This window comes from Paraburkholderia sediminicola, assembly GCF_902859805.1.
GTDB lineage: Bacteria > Pseudomonadota > Gammaproteobacteria > Burkholderiales > Burkholderiaceae > Paraburkholderia > Paraburkholderia sediminicola.
Window position 1 is genome coordinate 277910 of sequence record NZ_CADIKC010000004.1, and the last position, 16427, is coordinate 294336.

The 16427-nt window shown below is 62.6% G+C and carries 14 protein-coding genes; 1 reads left to right on the top strand and 13 read right to left on the bottom strand.

The genetic code is table 11. From position 1 onward, the window contains the following. Positions 1 to 44 precede the first annotated feature (44 nt). The 9 genes from R8871_RS17240 to R8871_RS17280 all read right to left on the bottom strand — a co-directional run bounded on the left by R8871_RS17240 (position 45) and on the right by R8871_RS17280 (position 13115). The gene (locus R8871_RS17240) at positions 45 to 2321 is read right to left on the bottom strand and encodes an ATP-dependent DNA helicase (protein WP_175051533.1); all 2277 of its coding nucleotides are present in this window, start codon (positions 2319 to 2321) and stop codon (positions 45 to 47) included. After that, a complete protein-coding gene (locus R8871_RS17245) occupies positions 2318 to 4153 on the bottom strand; it encodes a VRR-NUC domain-containing protein (RefSeq protein WP_175051534.1) in 1836 nt (611 codons plus the stop codon). Before R8871_RS17245 ends, R8871_RS17240 begins: the two co-directional genes overlap by 4 nt. Positions 4154 to 4352: 199 nt before the next feature. Then, positions 4353 to 4940: a LutC/YkgG family protein gene (locus R8871_RS17250; protein WP_175051535.1), complete on the bottom strand. Its 588-nt coding sequence runs from the start codon at positions 4938 to 4940 to the stop codon at positions 4353 to 4355. Further along, entirely contained in the window at positions 4927 to 6318 is a 1392-nt protein-coding gene (locus R8871_RS17255; protein ID WP_175051536.1) for a lactate utilization protein B, read from the bottom strand. Before R8871_RS17255 ends, R8871_RS17250 begins: the two co-directional genes overlap by 14 nt. Next, positions 6315 to 7058: a (Fe-S)-binding protein gene (locus R8871_RS17260; RefSeq protein ID WP_175051537.1), complete on the bottom strand. Its 744-nt coding sequence runs from the start codon at positions 7056 to 7058 to the stop codon at positions 6315 to 6317. The genes R8871_RS17255 and R8871_RS17260 overlap by 4 nt, the downstream gene beginning before the upstream one ends. A gap of 302 nt (positions 7059 to 7360) precedes the next feature. Beyond that, on the bottom strand, positions 7361 to 8107 hold the full coding sequence (locus tag R8871_RS17265; RefSeq protein WP_175051538.1) for a FadR/GntR family transcriptional regulator: 747 nt from the start codon (positions 8105 to 8107) through the stop codon (positions 7361 to 7363). Positions 8108 to 8255: 148 nt separating this feature from the next. Next, the gene (locus tag R8871_RS17270; RefSeq protein WP_175051539.1) at positions 8256 to 10052 is read right to left on the bottom strand and encodes a S10 family peptidase; all 1797 of its coding nucleotides are present in this window, start codon (positions 10050 to 10052) and stop codon (positions 8256 to 8258) included. 257 nt (positions 10053 to 10309) lie between these two features. After that, positions 10310 to 11497: a pyridoxal phosphate-dependent aminotransferase gene (locus R8871_RS17275; protein WP_175051540.1), complete on the bottom strand. Its 1188-nt coding sequence runs from the start codon at positions 11495 to 11497 to the stop codon at positions 10310 to 10312. Positions 11498 to 11633: 136 nt separating this feature from the next. Then, entirely contained in the window at positions 11634 to 13115 is a 1482-nt protein-coding gene (locus tag R8871_RS17280; protein WP_175051541.1) for an RNA polymerase factor sigma-54, read from the bottom strand. A 556-nt stretch (positions 13116 to 13671) separates the two neighbouring features. On the opposite strand from R8871_RS17280, the gene R8871_RS17285 reads away from it, so the two are divergent. Then, a complete protein-coding gene (locus tag R8871_RS17285; protein WP_175051542.1) occupies positions 13672 to 14010 on the top strand; it encodes a BON domain-containing protein in 339 nt (112 codons plus the stop codon). A gap of 121 nt (positions 14011 to 14131) precedes the next feature. Here the strand turns inward: R8871_RS17285 and R8871_RS17290 are convergent, their stop codons facing one another. The 4 genes from R8871_RS17290 to R8871_RS17305 all read right to left on the bottom strand — a co-directional run bounded on the left by R8871_RS17290 (position 14132) and on the right by R8871_RS17305 (position 16386). Next, positions 14132 to 14584, bottom strand: a complete 453-nt coding sequence (locus R8871_RS17290; RefSeq protein ID WP_054035359.1) for a ferritin-like domain-containing protein — start codon at positions 14582 to 14584, stop codon at positions 14132 to 14134. 205 nt (positions 14585 to 14789) lie between these two features. Beyond that, entirely contained in the window at positions 14790 to 15383 is a 594-nt protein-coding gene (locus R8871_RS17295; RefSeq protein ID WP_175051543.1) for a hypothetical protein, read from the bottom strand. Between the two features lie 98 nt (positions 15384 to 15481). Further along, positions 15482 to 15826, bottom strand: coding sequence for a DUF1488 family protein (locus R8871_RS17300; RefSeq protein WP_175051544.1), 345 nt, complete (start codon positions 15824 to 15826; stop codon positions 15482 to 15484). Continuing rightward, positions 15823 to 16386: a DUF4142 domain-containing protein gene (locus R8871_RS17305; protein WP_175051545.1), complete on the bottom strand. Its 564-nt coding sequence runs from the start codon at positions 16384 to 16386 to the stop codon at positions 15823 to 15825. The genes R8871_RS17300 and R8871_RS17305 overlap by 4 nt, the downstream gene beginning before the upstream one ends. Between the last annotated feature and the right edge of the window lie 41 nt (positions 16387 to 16427).

A 16427-nucleotide genomic window follows, 5' to 3' on the forward strand; every position in this document is an offset into this window, starting at 1 on the left:
TTGTACCGGCTTATTGCAACGACTTACTGCACCAGCGCAACGGCTTATTGCACCTGCCACCAGCGCGGCAACAGCCGTCGCACTTCCGGCCGCCGATACCGGTCGTCGATCAGATGCACCACCCCCTGATCCTGCTCCGTGCGAATCACGCGGCCGGCGGCCTGCACGACCTTCTGCAAGCCAGGATACAGATACATGTAGTCGTAGCCGTTGCCGAACTTCGCGTCCATCGTGCGGCGCATCTGCTCGTTGACGTCGTTCATCTGCGGCAGGCCGAGCGTCGCGATGAAGGCGCCAATCAGCTGCTGACCGACCAGATCGATACCCTCGGAGAACGCGCCCCCTAGCACCGCGAAGCCGACGCCCTGGTTCGTGGTGCGAAAGCGCGCGAGGAACGCGTCGCGCGCCGCCTCGTCCATACCCTGTTCCTGCGCCCATACCGGCAGTTCCGGATGACGCGAGCGCATCAGGCCCATTACCTGTTGCAGATACTCGAAGCTGCTCAGGAACCCAAGATAATTGCCTGGCTGCGCGGCGTATTGCGTGGCGATCAGATCGACGATGGGCACGAGCGAGCGTTCGCGATCACGCCAGCGCGTGGATACGTTGCCGGCCACCCGCACCTGCAACTGCTCGGCGCGAAACGGCCCAACGACCTCGAGCCAGTTCGTCTGCTCCGGCAGACCCAGCGTGTCGCGATAGAAATGATGCGGATTGAGCGTGCCTGAAAACATCACCGTGGTGCGCGCGGCCGCATAACGCCCTGCGAGAAACGGCGCCGGGATCACGTTGCGCACGCACAGCGTGCTGCTGCTTTTGCCGCGCGGCGCGTAGCGATCCGTGGTGAGCGTGATGTCGAAAATCGAATGCTCGCCGAATTGCTCCGCCAGCGCGACGAAATGCATGGCGTCGAAGAAAAATCGCAGCGATGCTTCGTCGATGGAAAGCGGTGCTTCGGCAAGTTGATCCGTCACCGCACCGATCAGATTCTGTGCGGCCGAAAGCAGTTTGCCGGGGACGTCGGGGTAGACCTGATACGCGTCGGTCTGGGCGCGCTTCACCGCATTCCACTCGCGCTGAAGCCGTTCAAGCGGTTTCTTCAGCGTGGCGGGCGCGGTTTTGCGGGCGAGCCGGAACGCCGCCTGATCGAGCGACGCGCTGTACATGCGCCGTGCCCGCTCGAGCAGGTTGTGCGCCTCGTCGACCAGTACGCCGACACGCCATTGATTGATCTGCGTAAGCGCGTACAGCATCGCGCTGCTGTCGTAGTAGTAGTTGTAATCGCCGACCACCACGTCGGACCAGCGCGCCAATTCCTGCGCGAGATAGTACGGGCAGACGTCGTGCCTGAGCGCCGCTTCGCGCACCGACGCCCGGTCGAGCCTCGGCCCGGCCAACGCCGCGCTGCGGGCTGCGTCGAGCCGGTCGTAGAAGCCGCGTGCGAGCGGACAGGACTCACCGTTGCACGCCTTGTCGGGATGCTCGCAGGCCTTGTCGCGCGCGACCAGTTCCAGGGTTCTCAGCGGCAAGCGCGCAGAAGTCGCCTCGGCGCTTCGATGGAGCGTTTCGATGGCATCGAGGGCAAGCGCGCGGCCCGGCGTCTTCGCGGTCAGGAAGAACACGCGGTCGATCTGATCCGACGCGCATGCTTTGAGCAGCGGAAAAATCGTCGCCAGCGTTTTGCCGATGCCGGTTGGCGCCTGCGCCATCAAGGGCTTGCCGTCACGCGCCGCGCGATACACCGACACAGCCAGCTCGCGCTGACCACTGCGGAACCGGCCATGCGGAAACTGCAACGCACTGAGCGCGGCATTGCGCGCGGCGCGATGAGCCTCTTCCTGCACGGCCCAATCGAGAAAACGCTCGCACTGCTCGACGAAAAAAATCTCCAGCTCACGCGCAGTGTGCGTTTCGGTCAGCAAGGTTTCCTTCTGACTGCCGACATCGAAGTACACCAGAGCAACCGTCAATCCAGCGAGCCCGCGGGCCTGGCACAACAGGTGACCGTACACCAGCGCCTGCGCCCAATGTAGGGTGCGGTGATTGGCCGGCATCCGTTCGAGCGCGCCACGATGGGTCTTGATCTCCTCCAGCCGGTTCGATACCGGGTCGTAACCGTCGGCGCGGCCACGCACGGTCAAACCACGATGCGTGCCGGTCAACGTCACTTCAGCTTCATAGCCGCTCGCGCGCCGCCCGGCGACCGTCACATGGCCGGCCATGCCTTCCAGCGAGGTAGGCGCGGGTGTGAAGCGCAGATCCAGATCGCCGCGCCGCGCGGTGAATTCGCACATCGCCCGGACGGCGACCACGTAGGTCACGTGCGGGCCTCGGTGGCGGCTTCTTTTGTGGTCACTGGGGTGACCTCGGCGGCGACTGCTGCGGCCACGCCCATCGCAGCTTCGGACGCGACGATTTCTTCATCAGCCCATCGCACGTCGAGCACGCGCACCGGCATGCCGTGCTGCGCACAATACGCGAGCCAGCGGATCTGGTTGTCCTGCAAGCGGTCGCCGGGGCCTTTCACTTCGATCAATTCATAACGGCGCTCGGCCGGCCAGAACCGGATCAGGTCCGGCAAACCCGAGCGGTTGCCGCGGATGTCGCGCAGCAGACGCTCGAACCATAGTTTCAGATGCGCGGCAGGCAGACAATCGAGCGCCAACTCAACCAGTTCCGGCGTCAGCAAGCCCCAGAATACGAACGGCGATTGCAATCCTGCCTTGCTTTGCAGATGCCGCAGAATCGTCTCGCGGTAGGCACTGCTCTCGAGTTGCGCAAGACATGCGGCGAATTGCGCGGCACGGCGCGCATGAAAATCCGGTGCATGCAGATCGGCCGGTCCGCGCTGGAACGGATGAAAAAACGCCCCGGGCAGCGCCGCGAACACCGGCTCCCAGCACAGCAAGCCAAACAGCGAGTTGATCAGCGCGTTTTCGACGTAATGAACCGGCGTCGCGTCGCAAGTCAAATGGTCGCGGGCGACGTATTCGACCGGCTGTGGCGCCTCTGGCCTCGGCAGAACCAGCGTGCTGCGCTCGACCGGGCGAGCGGCAGCCACACGCGCCACCCGCTCGCCACGCTTGCGCTGCAAGCGCGGCAACATGCGCTCGATGCGCTGCGCTTCCTCTTCGCTTTCAGGTTTGGCCGCGGCTTGCGAAGCGAGGGCGAAGGCTTCGTCGAATCGTTCGCTGCGCTCCAGCACACGCAAGCACCGATGGCGTGCGCCGGGCCACGCACAACGCTCATAGACAGCGAGTGCTGCAGCCCAGTTCTGTTGACGTTCGCAATGCTGGCCGATACGAAACAGCAGTTTCGCGCGACGTGTTTCGAGCCAGGGGTTCGAGGTTTCGATCGCAGCAATCGCGGCGACTATCGCGTCTATCGCGTCTACCGCCTCTGACTGCGCGTCACCCGTGGAGAGCCATTCGAGCGCTTCGCGGCATGCATGCAACGCAAGATAGACGTCGACGTCCGCGCGTTGCTGGAATGCGCGCGACGACGGCGCAAACGCAACCGTCTCGTACTGGAACACGCCGAGATCGGCGAGTACGAACTCCGACCAGTCCTGCTGCAGATTACCGAAGAACATCAGGCGCAGACGCTCGCAAAGGGGCGCGATGGCGACGTGGAAGACGCGGTCGGCGGTCTGGGCGTGCCATGTGGACAACGGATGCGCGACAGGGCCTCGGTCGTCGCCCTCACCCTCCTCTGCGGCTTCGTAAAACGGCCGCAGCGTTTCCAGCAGATCGGGTTTGCGCAAGCCTTTCGCGCCGGGTATCAACGCAATGGCGTCCGCAAAGATCAGCAGCAATTCGGGGCGCGTGGTGAGCGCGAACAGATCGTCAAGCGTCAGAACGGGTTCTGTGTCGACCCAACCGAGCATTGCCAGGGGTGCGACCGCCTGCAAAGGGCAACCGATCTCGTCATAAGAAAGGCGGCTCGCGCGGAACAACGTGCCCTTCCTCATCAGCATGCGAACCAGCAACGCGCGCGAAGGCTGTGGCAAAGCCGCGAAATCGCGCAGGAAGCCGTGTTCGTGTGCGTCCAGCAGATCGTCGTAGCGCTCGGTTAGCCATGCCAGCGCACGCTCGAAGTTCTGCAGGTAATAAGGGACATCAGAACGGAGGTCTGACGGAGCATCTGTCGCCACGGCGTTTTCACGAAACCTGTATGCTTATACAGTGATGATATCAAAATATAACTACACGTTGATACCCGCACGGTATGCGCATGGAGGATTCGCTCATCAGTGATCCTGAGCCGGCTTTGCAGGCGGGGGGCTGCCGCAGAGGTCCTGCTGAGATCGGCGAAAGCCAAGGCAGCGTGAGCCCGCTCACTCGCCAGGTTCCTTACGGCGCCGCCATCCACACCACCGTCAACGAGCGCACGCCCTGCGCGCCGCGAATCAGCACGCCTTCGATATCCGCGGTGGCCGAAGGGCCTGTGACCAGCGCCGCATAGCGCGCATCGCGGAAGTCGTCGCGACGGTACACGTCCTGCAAGCCGTCGAGCAACTGCGCCGGATCGAGCAGCACCACCAGATGCTGCACAATGTACCCCAGCGAGTTGACCACATACTCGCGCTCGCTGAACCACACCGAGCCGGTTTCTGCCACGCCGAAGCGACCCCGCACTACGCCCACCTCGATATCCTGCAACGAAGCCGGTTCGGTTTCGGAAGTGATTTCGCGCGTGCCGGGCACTTCGGGCGTCGCCGACGCCACCGACGCCGCATCGCCGAACCGCTCACGGATCAGCGCAAGCACGTCACCCGCAGCCGACGCTTCGACGCACGTGCCGCCCATCGCCTGCAATGCTGTCGTGAAGCGCGCCCGCAAGTCCCCAGCCGCCGAAGCAAACAACGGCACATCGGGCCGCGGACGCGCCGACGGCTGAGCCTCTCGCACCTTCGCCAGAAAAGCTTCACGCGTTGCCATCGCCACCTCCACGATTTTTCTTGTACCAGGCGTGGAAGGTCAGCTTCGGCGCCTCCGGCAATTCACGCTGCCGGCCCCAGATGTTGAGCGGGTTATACAGCATGAAATTCGGCAAGCGCCGCAGCGCGCCGCCCATCGACGACACCGTCGCCCGATACAGCGTCGGACTCGCGAGCAGACGCCCCGCCATCTTCAACACTTCCTGTTTCACGAACGGCACCTCGTGACGCTCGGCGATCACCGTGCGCCATTTATAGATCTGCTCGTGAATATTGATCTTTACCGGACATACATTCGTGCAACTGCCGTTCAGCGTCGACGCGAACGGCAACGCGCTATAACGCTTCAGGTCGAAGGTCGGATTGATGATCGCGCCGATCGGCCCCGAATACGTGCCGCCATATGACAAGCCGCCGCTGCGCCGGTACACGGGGCACGTATTCATGCAGGCGCCGCAGCGGATGCATTTGAGCGAATACCAGAAGTCCTCCATCGCAAGCCGCTCCGAGCGGCCATGATCGACGAGGATGAAATGCATCTCGGCGCCCGGACGCGGCGCACGAAAATGCGAGGTGTACTGGGTAATCGGCGAACCGAGCGCACTGCGCGACAGCATGCGGATAAATACGCCGAGGTCCGCCACCTTTGGAATCAGCTTCTCGATACCGATCGACGCGATATGCAACGGCGGCACGTTCGCCGAGAGATCGGCATTGCCTTCGTTCGTACACACCACCACCGTGCCGGTCTCCGCCACCGCGAAATTGCAGCCCGTCATGCCTGCCGTTTTCTCGCGCACGAAGTACGGCCGCGTGTTCATCCGCTGGCTTTCCGCGAGGTAGTGAATATCGCTGTTTTGCGGATCGGTGCCGATGGTTCGGCCGAACAGTTCGGCTACATCGGCGCGCAGTTTATGAACCGCGGGCACCACCATATGGCTCGGGTCCTGATGATCGAGCTGCTGGATGCGCTCACCGAGATCGGTCTCCATCACCGTGATGCCGCGCGGTTCGAGATACTCGCGCATCTTGCATTCGTCGGTGAGCATCGACTTGCTTTTGACGAGCGTGGTCATGCCACGCCCGGACATGATCTTGTGGACCAGCGCATTGTGCTCTTCGGCGGTCGCGGCCCAATGCACCACGACCCCATTTGCTTCAGCCGCGGCAGCGAACTGCTCAAGGTAGTCGGACAGATGCGACAGCGTGTGTTCCTTGATGCCCGATGCGAGTTCGCGCAGCGTCTCCCATTCCGGGATGCCGTGCGCCTGCGCATCGCGCTTCTCACGCAAATCCCACAGACGTTTGTCGTGAAACGCGACGTGCTCCGTCTTCCTGATGAAAGCGCCCGCGGCTTTCGCGTGATCGATGCGGCTCATGCGCGTGCTCCGTTGAGAACCTGCGCGATATGGATGAAGCGTGCGTCGGCCTTCATCCGCTCCGCACAGCCTTGCTGGTGCATCAGGCACGACATGTCGCCCGATACGATGTATTCCGCACCCGCGTTGAGATGATCGCGAACCTTATCCTGCCCCATGCGCACCGACACCGGCTCTTCGGTCACCGAGAACGTGCCGCCGAAACCGCAGCATTCGTCGGGCCGAGACGGTTTGACGAACTCGATGCCTTTCACGCCTTCGAGTAAAGTGCGCGGCTTCGAAAACGGCGGCGCGCCAATCTCGGAGACCGACGCTTCCTTCAGATGCCGCAGCGCGCTGCAACTGTTATGCAGACCGACGCGATGCGGAAACTCAGCCCACGGAAACTCACGCGCGCCGACCACGTCATGCAGAAACTCGACGAGTTCGTAGGCGTTGGCGCGGACCTTTCTCACGTCATCGGTCTGCTCGAGCGCGGTCAAATGCTCGCGCACGTGATGGATGCAGCTCGCCGACGGTCCAACGATGTAGTCGTAGCCGGCGAAGTTGCGCGCAAACACACGCTCGGCGCCGGCTGCCTCAGTGTGCGCGCCACTGTTGGCCATCGGTTGGCCGCAACAGGTTTGCTCCTGCGGATAGTCGACCTCGATGCCGAAGCGTTCAAGCAATTCGAGCGTGGCGATCCCCACTTCGGGATAGAACGCGTCGATGAAGCACGGGATAAACAGGGCGACTTTCATAGGCTCGTTGAAATGAAAAGCGGCGGCCGCTGATTCACTTACTTTAGTGCGGAATCGTGGCGGCGCAGGCGTTTCCTGCCGGCAGCGTGTTCGCGGCCGGTCAGTAAGACTGGTCTTGTTGGTCTGACCACGAAATATAAGGAAGTCGCCGGGCGGTGTCAACCGCGAAAACGTTAGTGAAGCGGACTGCGCAGGCTTTGGCGCGGCAATGGGTACGCGCGCCCCGCCGCCCGCCCGTGGGCGCAAGCGGCGGTCAGGGAATCAGCGAATCAGGGAATCGGGGGCGGTCGGAAAACAGCAACTCAGGAAACCACGCTCGGCGAAGGTCTCGCCGCGTCTTCCTTGTACATCTCGCGCACATAGGCCAGATGACGCTCGGCGGCCTTGCGCGCCTTTTGCGCGTCGCGTGCCATGACCGCGTCGTAGATAGCCTGATGCTGGCTCATCAACTGCTTTTCCATCGCGTCGTCGTAGTCGATCAGACGGTGGTATTGGCGCATGCCTTCGCGAATCAGCGTATGGATACCGTGCATCACATGCGCGAGCGCGATGTTATGCGTGGAGTCCGCGATGGCGAGGTGAAACGCGGCGTCCAGTTCTGCGAGGTTCACGCGGTCTTGCGACTGCGAACCGGCCTTCAATGCCTCGAACGCCTCGGTGATCTTCTGCCGATCGGCTGCCGTGGCGCGCTCGGCCGCGTATACCGTCGAAATCGATTCGAGACCCTGGCGCAGTTCGAGAATATCGGCACTGGTGCGCGGATTTTGCAGCAGCAGCTCGGCGAGCGGCTTGGAGATGATCGGCGCGGTGACGTCGACGACCGTGAAGCCGCCACGCCCCGAGGTTTCGATATAACCGTCCGCTTCCAGCCTGATCAGCGCTTCCCGCAACGACGGCCGCGACACCCCGAGCTGCGTGGCCAGATCGCGTTCGGCCGGCAAGCGGTCGCCGGGCATCAGCGCGCCGTCCGAGATCAGTTGCTTGATCTGGTCGGACACCACGTCGGAAAGTCGTTTGCGCGTGAAGGACTGGATCGGGAGAAATGGCATGGGCGGCGCGGGGCGAATCCTGGTTGATGAAGCCTGGTTACTGCACTCTGGTTGGCGAAGCCGTGGACATCGGCATGGACGCACCTTCGAGCGGGTGCGTCAAAGTGCAAGAATTATACCGTTCAACGACTTGCCGCGGCCTGCCAGGCTAGCCTCCGTCCGCCGCATAGAAGCTCGCCAGGTCCCGCTTGAGCGCATGCAACGCGGCATCGTCGAGATAGATCATGTGCCCGGTCGGGTAGTAGGCAATGCGCACATTGGCGCGCAGCGACGCATCAATGCCCAGGTGCGCGAGCGCGTACTCGGTCGCATAGAACGGCGTGGCGAGGTCGAAATAGCCATTCACCGACATCACGCGCAGGTGCGGATTCTGCCGCATCGCTTCGGCGAGATCGCCCGCCGCATACGGCACGGACAATTGTTCGCCCCACCACTCACGGTGTTTCCAGTCCCATTGTTTCAACGCGTCGTCATCGAAGACGCGATAGCGGTCAGCAGGCGTGAAGTGCAGGTCCTGCGCAAAGTGCTGATGAAGCGCAGCGTCGAAAGCGCTCGCCACGCTGCTCACCGATGCGTCGTAATCGGGGCGCTCGGACACGCCGTCGTACTCGAGTCCTTTGAAGCGTGCATCGAAACGGCCAATGCTGCGCGATTGATCGCGCAGCAATTGATCGCGAAAACGCGACGGATAGAGACGCAGACGGCTTCGCTTCACGTAATCGACGTCGAGCCCGGTGAACTGCGCGACGCGTGCGGCGATTTCGTCGCGCTGCGCATCGGGCAACGCGTCGCCCTGCGCGAGCGCTTGCGCATAAGGCCCGCGGGCAAACGCGCGGGCCTCGTCGAGAAAGGCCGGCAGACTGGCCGGCTTCGGCACGAGCTTGTCGTGATACCAAGCGATCGCCGCGAAGCTCGGCAAGTAGCTTTCGCTCTGGAAATCGAAGCCGGGTGAAAACGCCGAGGAATCGAGCACCGACGACATCAGGATCACGCCATTCAGCGCGATATTGTTTTGCCCCAACTGATACGCGAGCATCGCGGCGCGCGCGGTGCCGTACGATTCGCCGAGCAGGTATTTGGGTGAATTCCAGCGCTGGTTGACCGTCAGATAGCGGTCAATGAATTGTGCGAACGCGTCAAGGTCCTTGTCGACACCCCAGAAGTCTTTCCCCGTGCCATGCCCGACAACTCTCGACAGGCCCGCGCCGACTGCATCGATAAAGACCAGATCGGTGGTGTCGAGCAGGCTATCGGGGTTGTCCTCCAGCACATACGGCGCGGGCGGTGTGATCGCGGGACTCGCCGTGCGCACCCGCTTCGGCCCGAACGAGCCGATCATCAGGAACACGCTGCCCGCACCCGGTCCGCCGTTGAAAAGGAACGTGACGGGACGTGTCGAAGGCGACTTGGTGGGGACCGTGTAGGCCGTATAGAAGACGCTCGCGTTGGCCTGCCCGGATTTGTCACGCAGCAGCAGGTTGCCCGCCGTCGCCGTGTAGTCGATCTTGCGGCCGCCGAGCCGGATCGAATGCTGCGTCACGGCAGTGCTTTCCGGCGGTACGGGAATCGGCGCGGTCTCGGGTTTGGCCGTGTGCGGCGGGTTGTCTGGCGTGTCGTTCTGGGCGACTGCGGCAACCCGTGGCGAATGCCCGGTACGAGGTGGATTTGCGCGCGGCTCGGTGACTGGCTGGCCGTTTGCATCGACGGACTGGCTGGAAGTCTTTGCCTGAACGCCGCGCGCGCCGGGCACGCTCACCGAGCTCGCCGGCGCGGAACCTGTTTCCGTGCTGGCAGGTTCAGCGGATGAGTCGTCCAGTTCCGCCGCCGCGCACATCTGACTGAACGTGGCGATGACGGCAAGGACCAGCGCCATTGCCACCAGCGCGGCCGCCATGGATCCGGCCATCAGTGATCGGCGCAACGAGAGGTAGAAGCGAATGGCCATGGAGTATCCGGCTGCGGGTCGATAGGCGTCGATGTCCTGATTGTCCTGCTTAAGACGAATCAGGCGACCGATTCTTGACGCAAGCATCGAAGACGTCAATCGAAAACGGGCTCTAACGCGCACCGCTCCCAAGCCGCATCGTTTCCTCGAGGAAAACGAAAGCAATACGAAATACTTAAGAAAGCCGCTCTGCTATCGCGACGCCGCGAGAACCTCTTCTGGCGTTCACGATTGAGGCGGCCTTCCTTGTTCCCGGTCTACGCCGTCGCGCGCACCGGCAATCCGCCGACGAACGCCGCAATCCGTTCGCACGCGTCGATCAGGCTCGCCTCGTCGACCACGAAACCCAGCCGCACGAAACCATTCGCGGTCTCGCCGAAGGCGCTGGCGTCGAGTAACGACACGCCTTTTGCGCGAAACAGTTGCCAGGTGAAATCGACCGTATCGAGGCCCGTGCCGCTGACGTCGACCATCATGAACATGCCGGCTTCCGGCAACAGGCAACGCAAGCCCGGCACGCGGTGCAAGCGCTCGAACACGACGTCGCGGCGGCGCCGGTAAATCTCGCGCATCTCGGCAACGATTGGCGCTTTGTTCTGCAGCGCCGTCACTGCAGACTCCTGGATGAAACCGGGCAAGCCATACAGCATCGCCAGCGCGAGCCGCCCCATATGCTCGATCAGCGTGGCAGGCCCAATCGCCCAACCCACGCGCCACCCCGCCATGGCATGCGATTTCGACAGACTACCCAGCGTCACCGTGCGCTCCGCCATGCCCGGCAACGCGGCGATGCTCACGTGCTCGCGCTCGAATGTGAGATCCGCATAGACCTCGTCCGAGAGCACCCACAGATCGTGCTCGCACGCGATCCGCGCGATGCGTTCCAGATCGGCGCGCGGCATCACCACGCCGGTCGGGTTACACGGTGTCGCGAAGAAAATGGCCTGAGTGCGCGGCGTGACGGCCGCTTCGAGCGCATCGCAATCGAGGTGGAATGCCCGCGCCGGATCGACCGGCACCGGCACGAGCGTGGCGCCCGCGGCGCGCACACAGGCTTCGTATGTGAGGTACATCGGCTCGGGGACGATCACTTCGTCGCCCGCTTCCAGCAGGCACAACGAGGTGGCGAACACGCCGTTCTGCGCTCCTGCCGTCAGGATCACATTGGCCGCGCTTACGGCGCAACCGGTGGTGCGCGCATGGTCTTCGGCAATCACCGCGCGCACCGGCTCACGCCCGGACACGGCGCTGTAATGCGTATCGCCGCTACGCAACGCCTCGATGGCGCGCTCGACGATCGGCGCGGGCGTCGCAAAATCGGGGTCACCGACGCTCAGCACGATCACGTCTTCGCCGTTGGCGAGCGCCTGTTGGGCGACACGATGGATTTCCCACGCCGACGTACGCCTGCCCTGCAAACGCTCAACCAGATTCGAATACTTCATGGAACTCACCCCGTGTCGACTTGAGCCGCCAATGTAATGGGGCGCGTGCGAAACGTCCAGATACGAAAAAGCGCCACGCGAGCACTGAGTCTCGCGTGGCGCTTCGCTGAAGCCCTGGCCCCGAAGGGCAACGCGTTTAAACCTGGCGGCGCAATTCCGCCGGCGGCACTTTCATCAAGTGACGATATTTCGCCACGGTACGCCGTGCCACCAGCACGCCCTGATCCGCGAGCATTTTTGCAAGCGTCACGTCCGAGAGCGGATCGTGCGTGTTCTCCGCGGCGATCATCTCCTTCAACAGCGCGCGCACCGCCGCGGCCGAACAGGTGCCGCCGCTTTCCGTGCCGAGCTCACGCGGGAAGAAGTGCTTGAATTCAAAAATGCCGCGCGGCGTGGCCATATATTTGTTGCCGGTCGCGCGCGAGATGGTGGACTCGTGCAGACCGAGCTCCTCAGCCACATCGCGCAACACCATTGGCTTGAGCGCGATTTCACCGTACTGGAAGAAGGCTCGTTGATGCGCGACGATGCATTCGGCCACGCGTTGAATCGTATCGAAGCGCTGCTGCGCATTGCGGATCAGCCAGCGCGCTTCCTGCAATTGCTGCGCGAGCGGAGAGCGGCTTGCACCGGCCGACTGCGCGAACAGCTCGGCATACATGCGATGGATGCGGGCGCGCGGCTGCACGGCCGGGTTGATCGTCACCGCCCATTTGTTGCGCACCTGACGCACGATCACGTCCGGCACCACGTAGTTGTCTTCGGTGCGTCCGTAGTTGTTGCCCGGTTTCGGATCGAGCTTGCGCACCAGCGCGCAGGCTACCCGCAGTTCCTCGGCGCTGCAGCCGATCTGCTTTTGCAGTTCAGCCTGTTCGCGGCGTGCGAGTCGCTCCAGATGATGGTCGACGATTTGCCGCGCCACATCGCGTCCCGGCGTGTCAGCGGGCAAGGCGTTGACTTGCAGCGACAGACACTCAGATAGCGAACGGGCGCCCAGACCAGGACGATCGAGCGATTGCACGAGGCGCAGCGCCACCAGCAATTCTTCTTCGGTCAGTTCGGGTTCGAGGTCGACACTATCGGCGAGCTCGGCGAGTTCCTGACGCAGATAGCCGTCGTCGTCGAGCGCCTCGATGATGAAGCGGGCCACCGCGCGGTCACGGTCGTCGAGTCGATAGAGACGCAGCGAGTCGTGCAACTGCTCGCGCAAGGTCGGTTGGGAACGCGCCCATTCCGCGGGATCGCTACTGTCGGAGTCACCGTTCTGGCGCGTCGAACTACGGCTGCTGTAGTCGCCCGAAAAGTCGCCGGGTACGTCGTCCTGCCCCGCGCTTTCCATTGTGTCGCCAGCGCTGTTGTCGACTGGTGACGATTCGGCTTCGGCCGTGGCGACCGTGTCCGTGGCGGGCGTCATGCCGGCGTCATCGCCCGGCGTTGCGGTGGCGAGCGCGACGTCTTCCGTATCGGTCGAGTCGTACTCGAGGAACGGATTGGTGTCGAGCGCGGTGCGCAACTCCTGCTGGAACTCAAGAGACGACAACTGCAACAGACGCACTGATTGCTGCAGACGCGGCGTGAGTGCGAGGGACTGCCTTGCGCGTAGTTCGATTGACGGCATTGTAGTGAGGTCCCGTTAAAAGCTGAGAAAAGGTATCTGGCCTCCAATAGAGCAACTGTCATACCAGCTCGCCCAACACACTGTTTTTTCTAAGTTTTGCCTTTTCAGGCCCGCCAATTGCGCAGGGGGCGCGCGCCCTTTTTACAAGGACCCGGCAATTTCCGGCCGCCGGCCTGACGGGCCTTCGCACAGCACGCCGCACGTGAGCGCCCCGCTATTCCTCAGCCTAAACGCATGTGCAGCAACGGCTTGTCCCGACATCGGGCATTCGTGCGCCGTAGCGGGCACACAGCTTGCGGATCAACACAATGTGGACGGACGTGGGTCTTTGCACGCGAATCGATCGCGAGGTGGCGCAAGTAGCAACTCAGGTCGCGACTCATGTCGCGACTTAGCCACGCAAACGAAACGCATGCATAGGCCGTCGTCCGGTGTCGATAACGGGCCCTGACGGAACCGTAGCGGCAACGATCCCACGCGAGTCATCAACGGCTTTAGCCGCGATCGACCGCAGGTAACAAGACCGCATTTTTTATCAACACCCGAAGGAGAAACCATGAAGACCATCCAACTTCTGAAGACCGCAGGCAGCATTGCTTGTGTCGCATTCGCACTGAACGCTACGGCGCAAACCAGCGCTTCGGCCCCGTCGGCAGCATCCGAAACCATCGGTCAGCACGTCGACGACGGCACCATCACCACCAAGGCCAAGGCCGAACTGCTCAGCGCGAAAAACGTCAAATCGACTCACATCCACGTGAAGACCCGCAAGGGCGTGGTGTGGCTCACGGGTTCGGTGCCTTCGTCTGATGACAAGGCCGCAGCAGGAGAAGTCGTGAAAGGCGTCGATGGCGTCTCCAGCGTGAAGAACCATCTGAAGGTCGCTGCGGAATAAGGCAACGGAATAACAGCAGCGTCTTCGCTGCTGTTATTGTCCCGCTTCGAAAAACCGGCGCTCGTAAGAGCGCCGGTTTCCTTTTCTACCTGCAGTTCTACCCGCAGTTTTCTACCTGTATTTACGGCCTGGCCGCAGCGTACTGATCGCGCAGGTCACGCACACGGTCGTGGTTTTGCAGAACGCCCTGGTACTGACGCTCAACCAGCGTCCGCACGTCCAGCGGCAACTCCTTTTCGAGCGCGTCGTGATAGCGTTTTTTCGCAACGTCTTCGCCCTTTTCGCATTCGGCGAGGATCTCGTGATCACTGCGATCCGACACGGCCGACTTCACGTCGACCCAGCCGCGATGCAGCGCACCGCTCATACTGCCGCCGGTTTCAGGCTTGCCGCCCAACGTTTGAACCGCATCCTGCAATTCACGCGCACCACGCGAACAGTCTTCGGCGCGCGACAGAAACAGCGATTTCAGTTGCGCGTCATGCGCGTCTTCTGCCGCCTTGCGAAAGCCCTTCTCGCCGTCCTTCGACGTTTCGACCAGATCGTTCAGCACGGAAACAACGTTCGTAGCCATTCAATACCTCCAGGGGTTTCGTTAATCGAGGAATCCGCCGCTACGTACTTCCATGTAGCTACGGGGTTCATATGTCTATGCGCATGAGGCGTGCCCGGCGTGGCCGGCGTACGAATAGTCCGGCATCAATGCAAAACGGCCCGACATTTGCCGGGCCGCTCTGTGGTTTGCAACGTCTTCACTCAAACGAAAACCATCGCCTCACTCAAGCATGCCGTTCGCTGAATTCGCCGAATTCGTTGAGCGGTTCGGGCGTTTTGAGCGGGTCGAAGTCGGCCCAGCGTCCTTGCTGCCAGCGCCCGCTCGCGCGTTCGATCGCGAGGCCTCCCGCTTCACGCAATACGCTAGCAGCGTGGAACTGATTGTCGGGCGAAACATGCACGGCAACCAGCACGCCGGAGTCGCGCATTTCCTGATGGAAGCGCAAATGGGGGTGGCCGGCCTCGCCCCCTTCACGCGTACGCGCCATCGCCCCGGCAAGAGAGCCGACATATGCGCCGACGCCGGCCGCGATCAGCGAGACGAGAATCGGCGCCGAAAACGCTGCGAATATCCCGACGCCGACGACGGCCCCCACTACCGCGCCGATCGTCACGCCCATGCCGGCGCCCTTAGGCGCTTCTCTCGCGCCCGGGTCCGTGCCGGTATCGCCGCCGATCGGATAACGCGCGTGCTGGCCACGCGGATTGACAAAAAACAGCGTGACGTCTTCTTCGACGAAACCTGCGTTGAAGAGCTTTTGCGCCGCGTCTTCGGCGGCGGGGAAAGTTGTAAACCGTGCTGCGACGATGAGTGACATAAGGCCTCCTTACATCGTTGAATCGCGTTTTGCGGACCCTGCCGCCGCACGGCATCGCGCTGCAAAAAATACGCGCGGGCAGTAGGCGTGCGCCCGGACTACGCGGCGGTGCCGCGATCGGGCTCCATGCCTTCCACTCTGAACAGTCCACTATGCAACACTACGCCTTCCCCGGCGCTCTGGTCGAGTGCTTCCGCGCAAACCGAGCGGATGCGATTGCGCCCCTTGTCGAAAGCGGCCATCAATGTGGATTCGAGCGCGGAATCGGCGCCAAAGTGATCTTCCAGCGCCTCAGCCGTGATTGCGCACACAACTGCTTCACCGTCGACGCGCGCCATAAAGCGCACAGTCAGATTCGCTCCGTCGAAGAACGGCTTGTCGTCGGGAAAAGTGATCTGCATAAGAGAATCCTCATAGGCCGGCCGGGGCAGGATCGCGTTCATGACGCACCTTTCATTGAACCGGCCAGTTGCTGCGCCATCGCGAGGTGATGTTTGATAATCGGCAGCGCGTGCGCGGCGGCCGCTTTCAACTGCGAATCCGTGCCGCTCCGGCTCTCCTGCTGGAACAGGTCGACCGCTCGTTGATGCGCTTCCACACCGATCTGCTCGACGTAGGCCTGATCGAATTCGCTGCCCTTGAGCGTCTGCAGTTTGCCGACCAGCGCCGAATCGGCGGCGGGCGCCGTGGCAAACCCCTTCTTCGCGACGAGTGCGGTCATGCCGTGCGAGAGTTTCGTATGGTCGGCGATCATTTGCTGCGCGAATTTCTTGACGTGCGGATCACTCGAATTCGTGAGCGCGATTTTGCTTGCCGCGATTTCGGTGGCGTCGGCCTGCGAGGCATCCTGCACGAACTGCTGGTCCGCCGGCGAGAGCTTCGTGCCGCTCATCGGCGCATCGCTCGCGGGGGCATCGCTGGCTTGCGCGTAGGCAGCTCCGATCGACGCCGCGCCGAGCCCCAGCGCAATCGCCATCACTTGTACGGAATATCGGCATTTCATACGTTTTCTCCCTGATCGACCTGTCTACCGAAGCGGGCTGA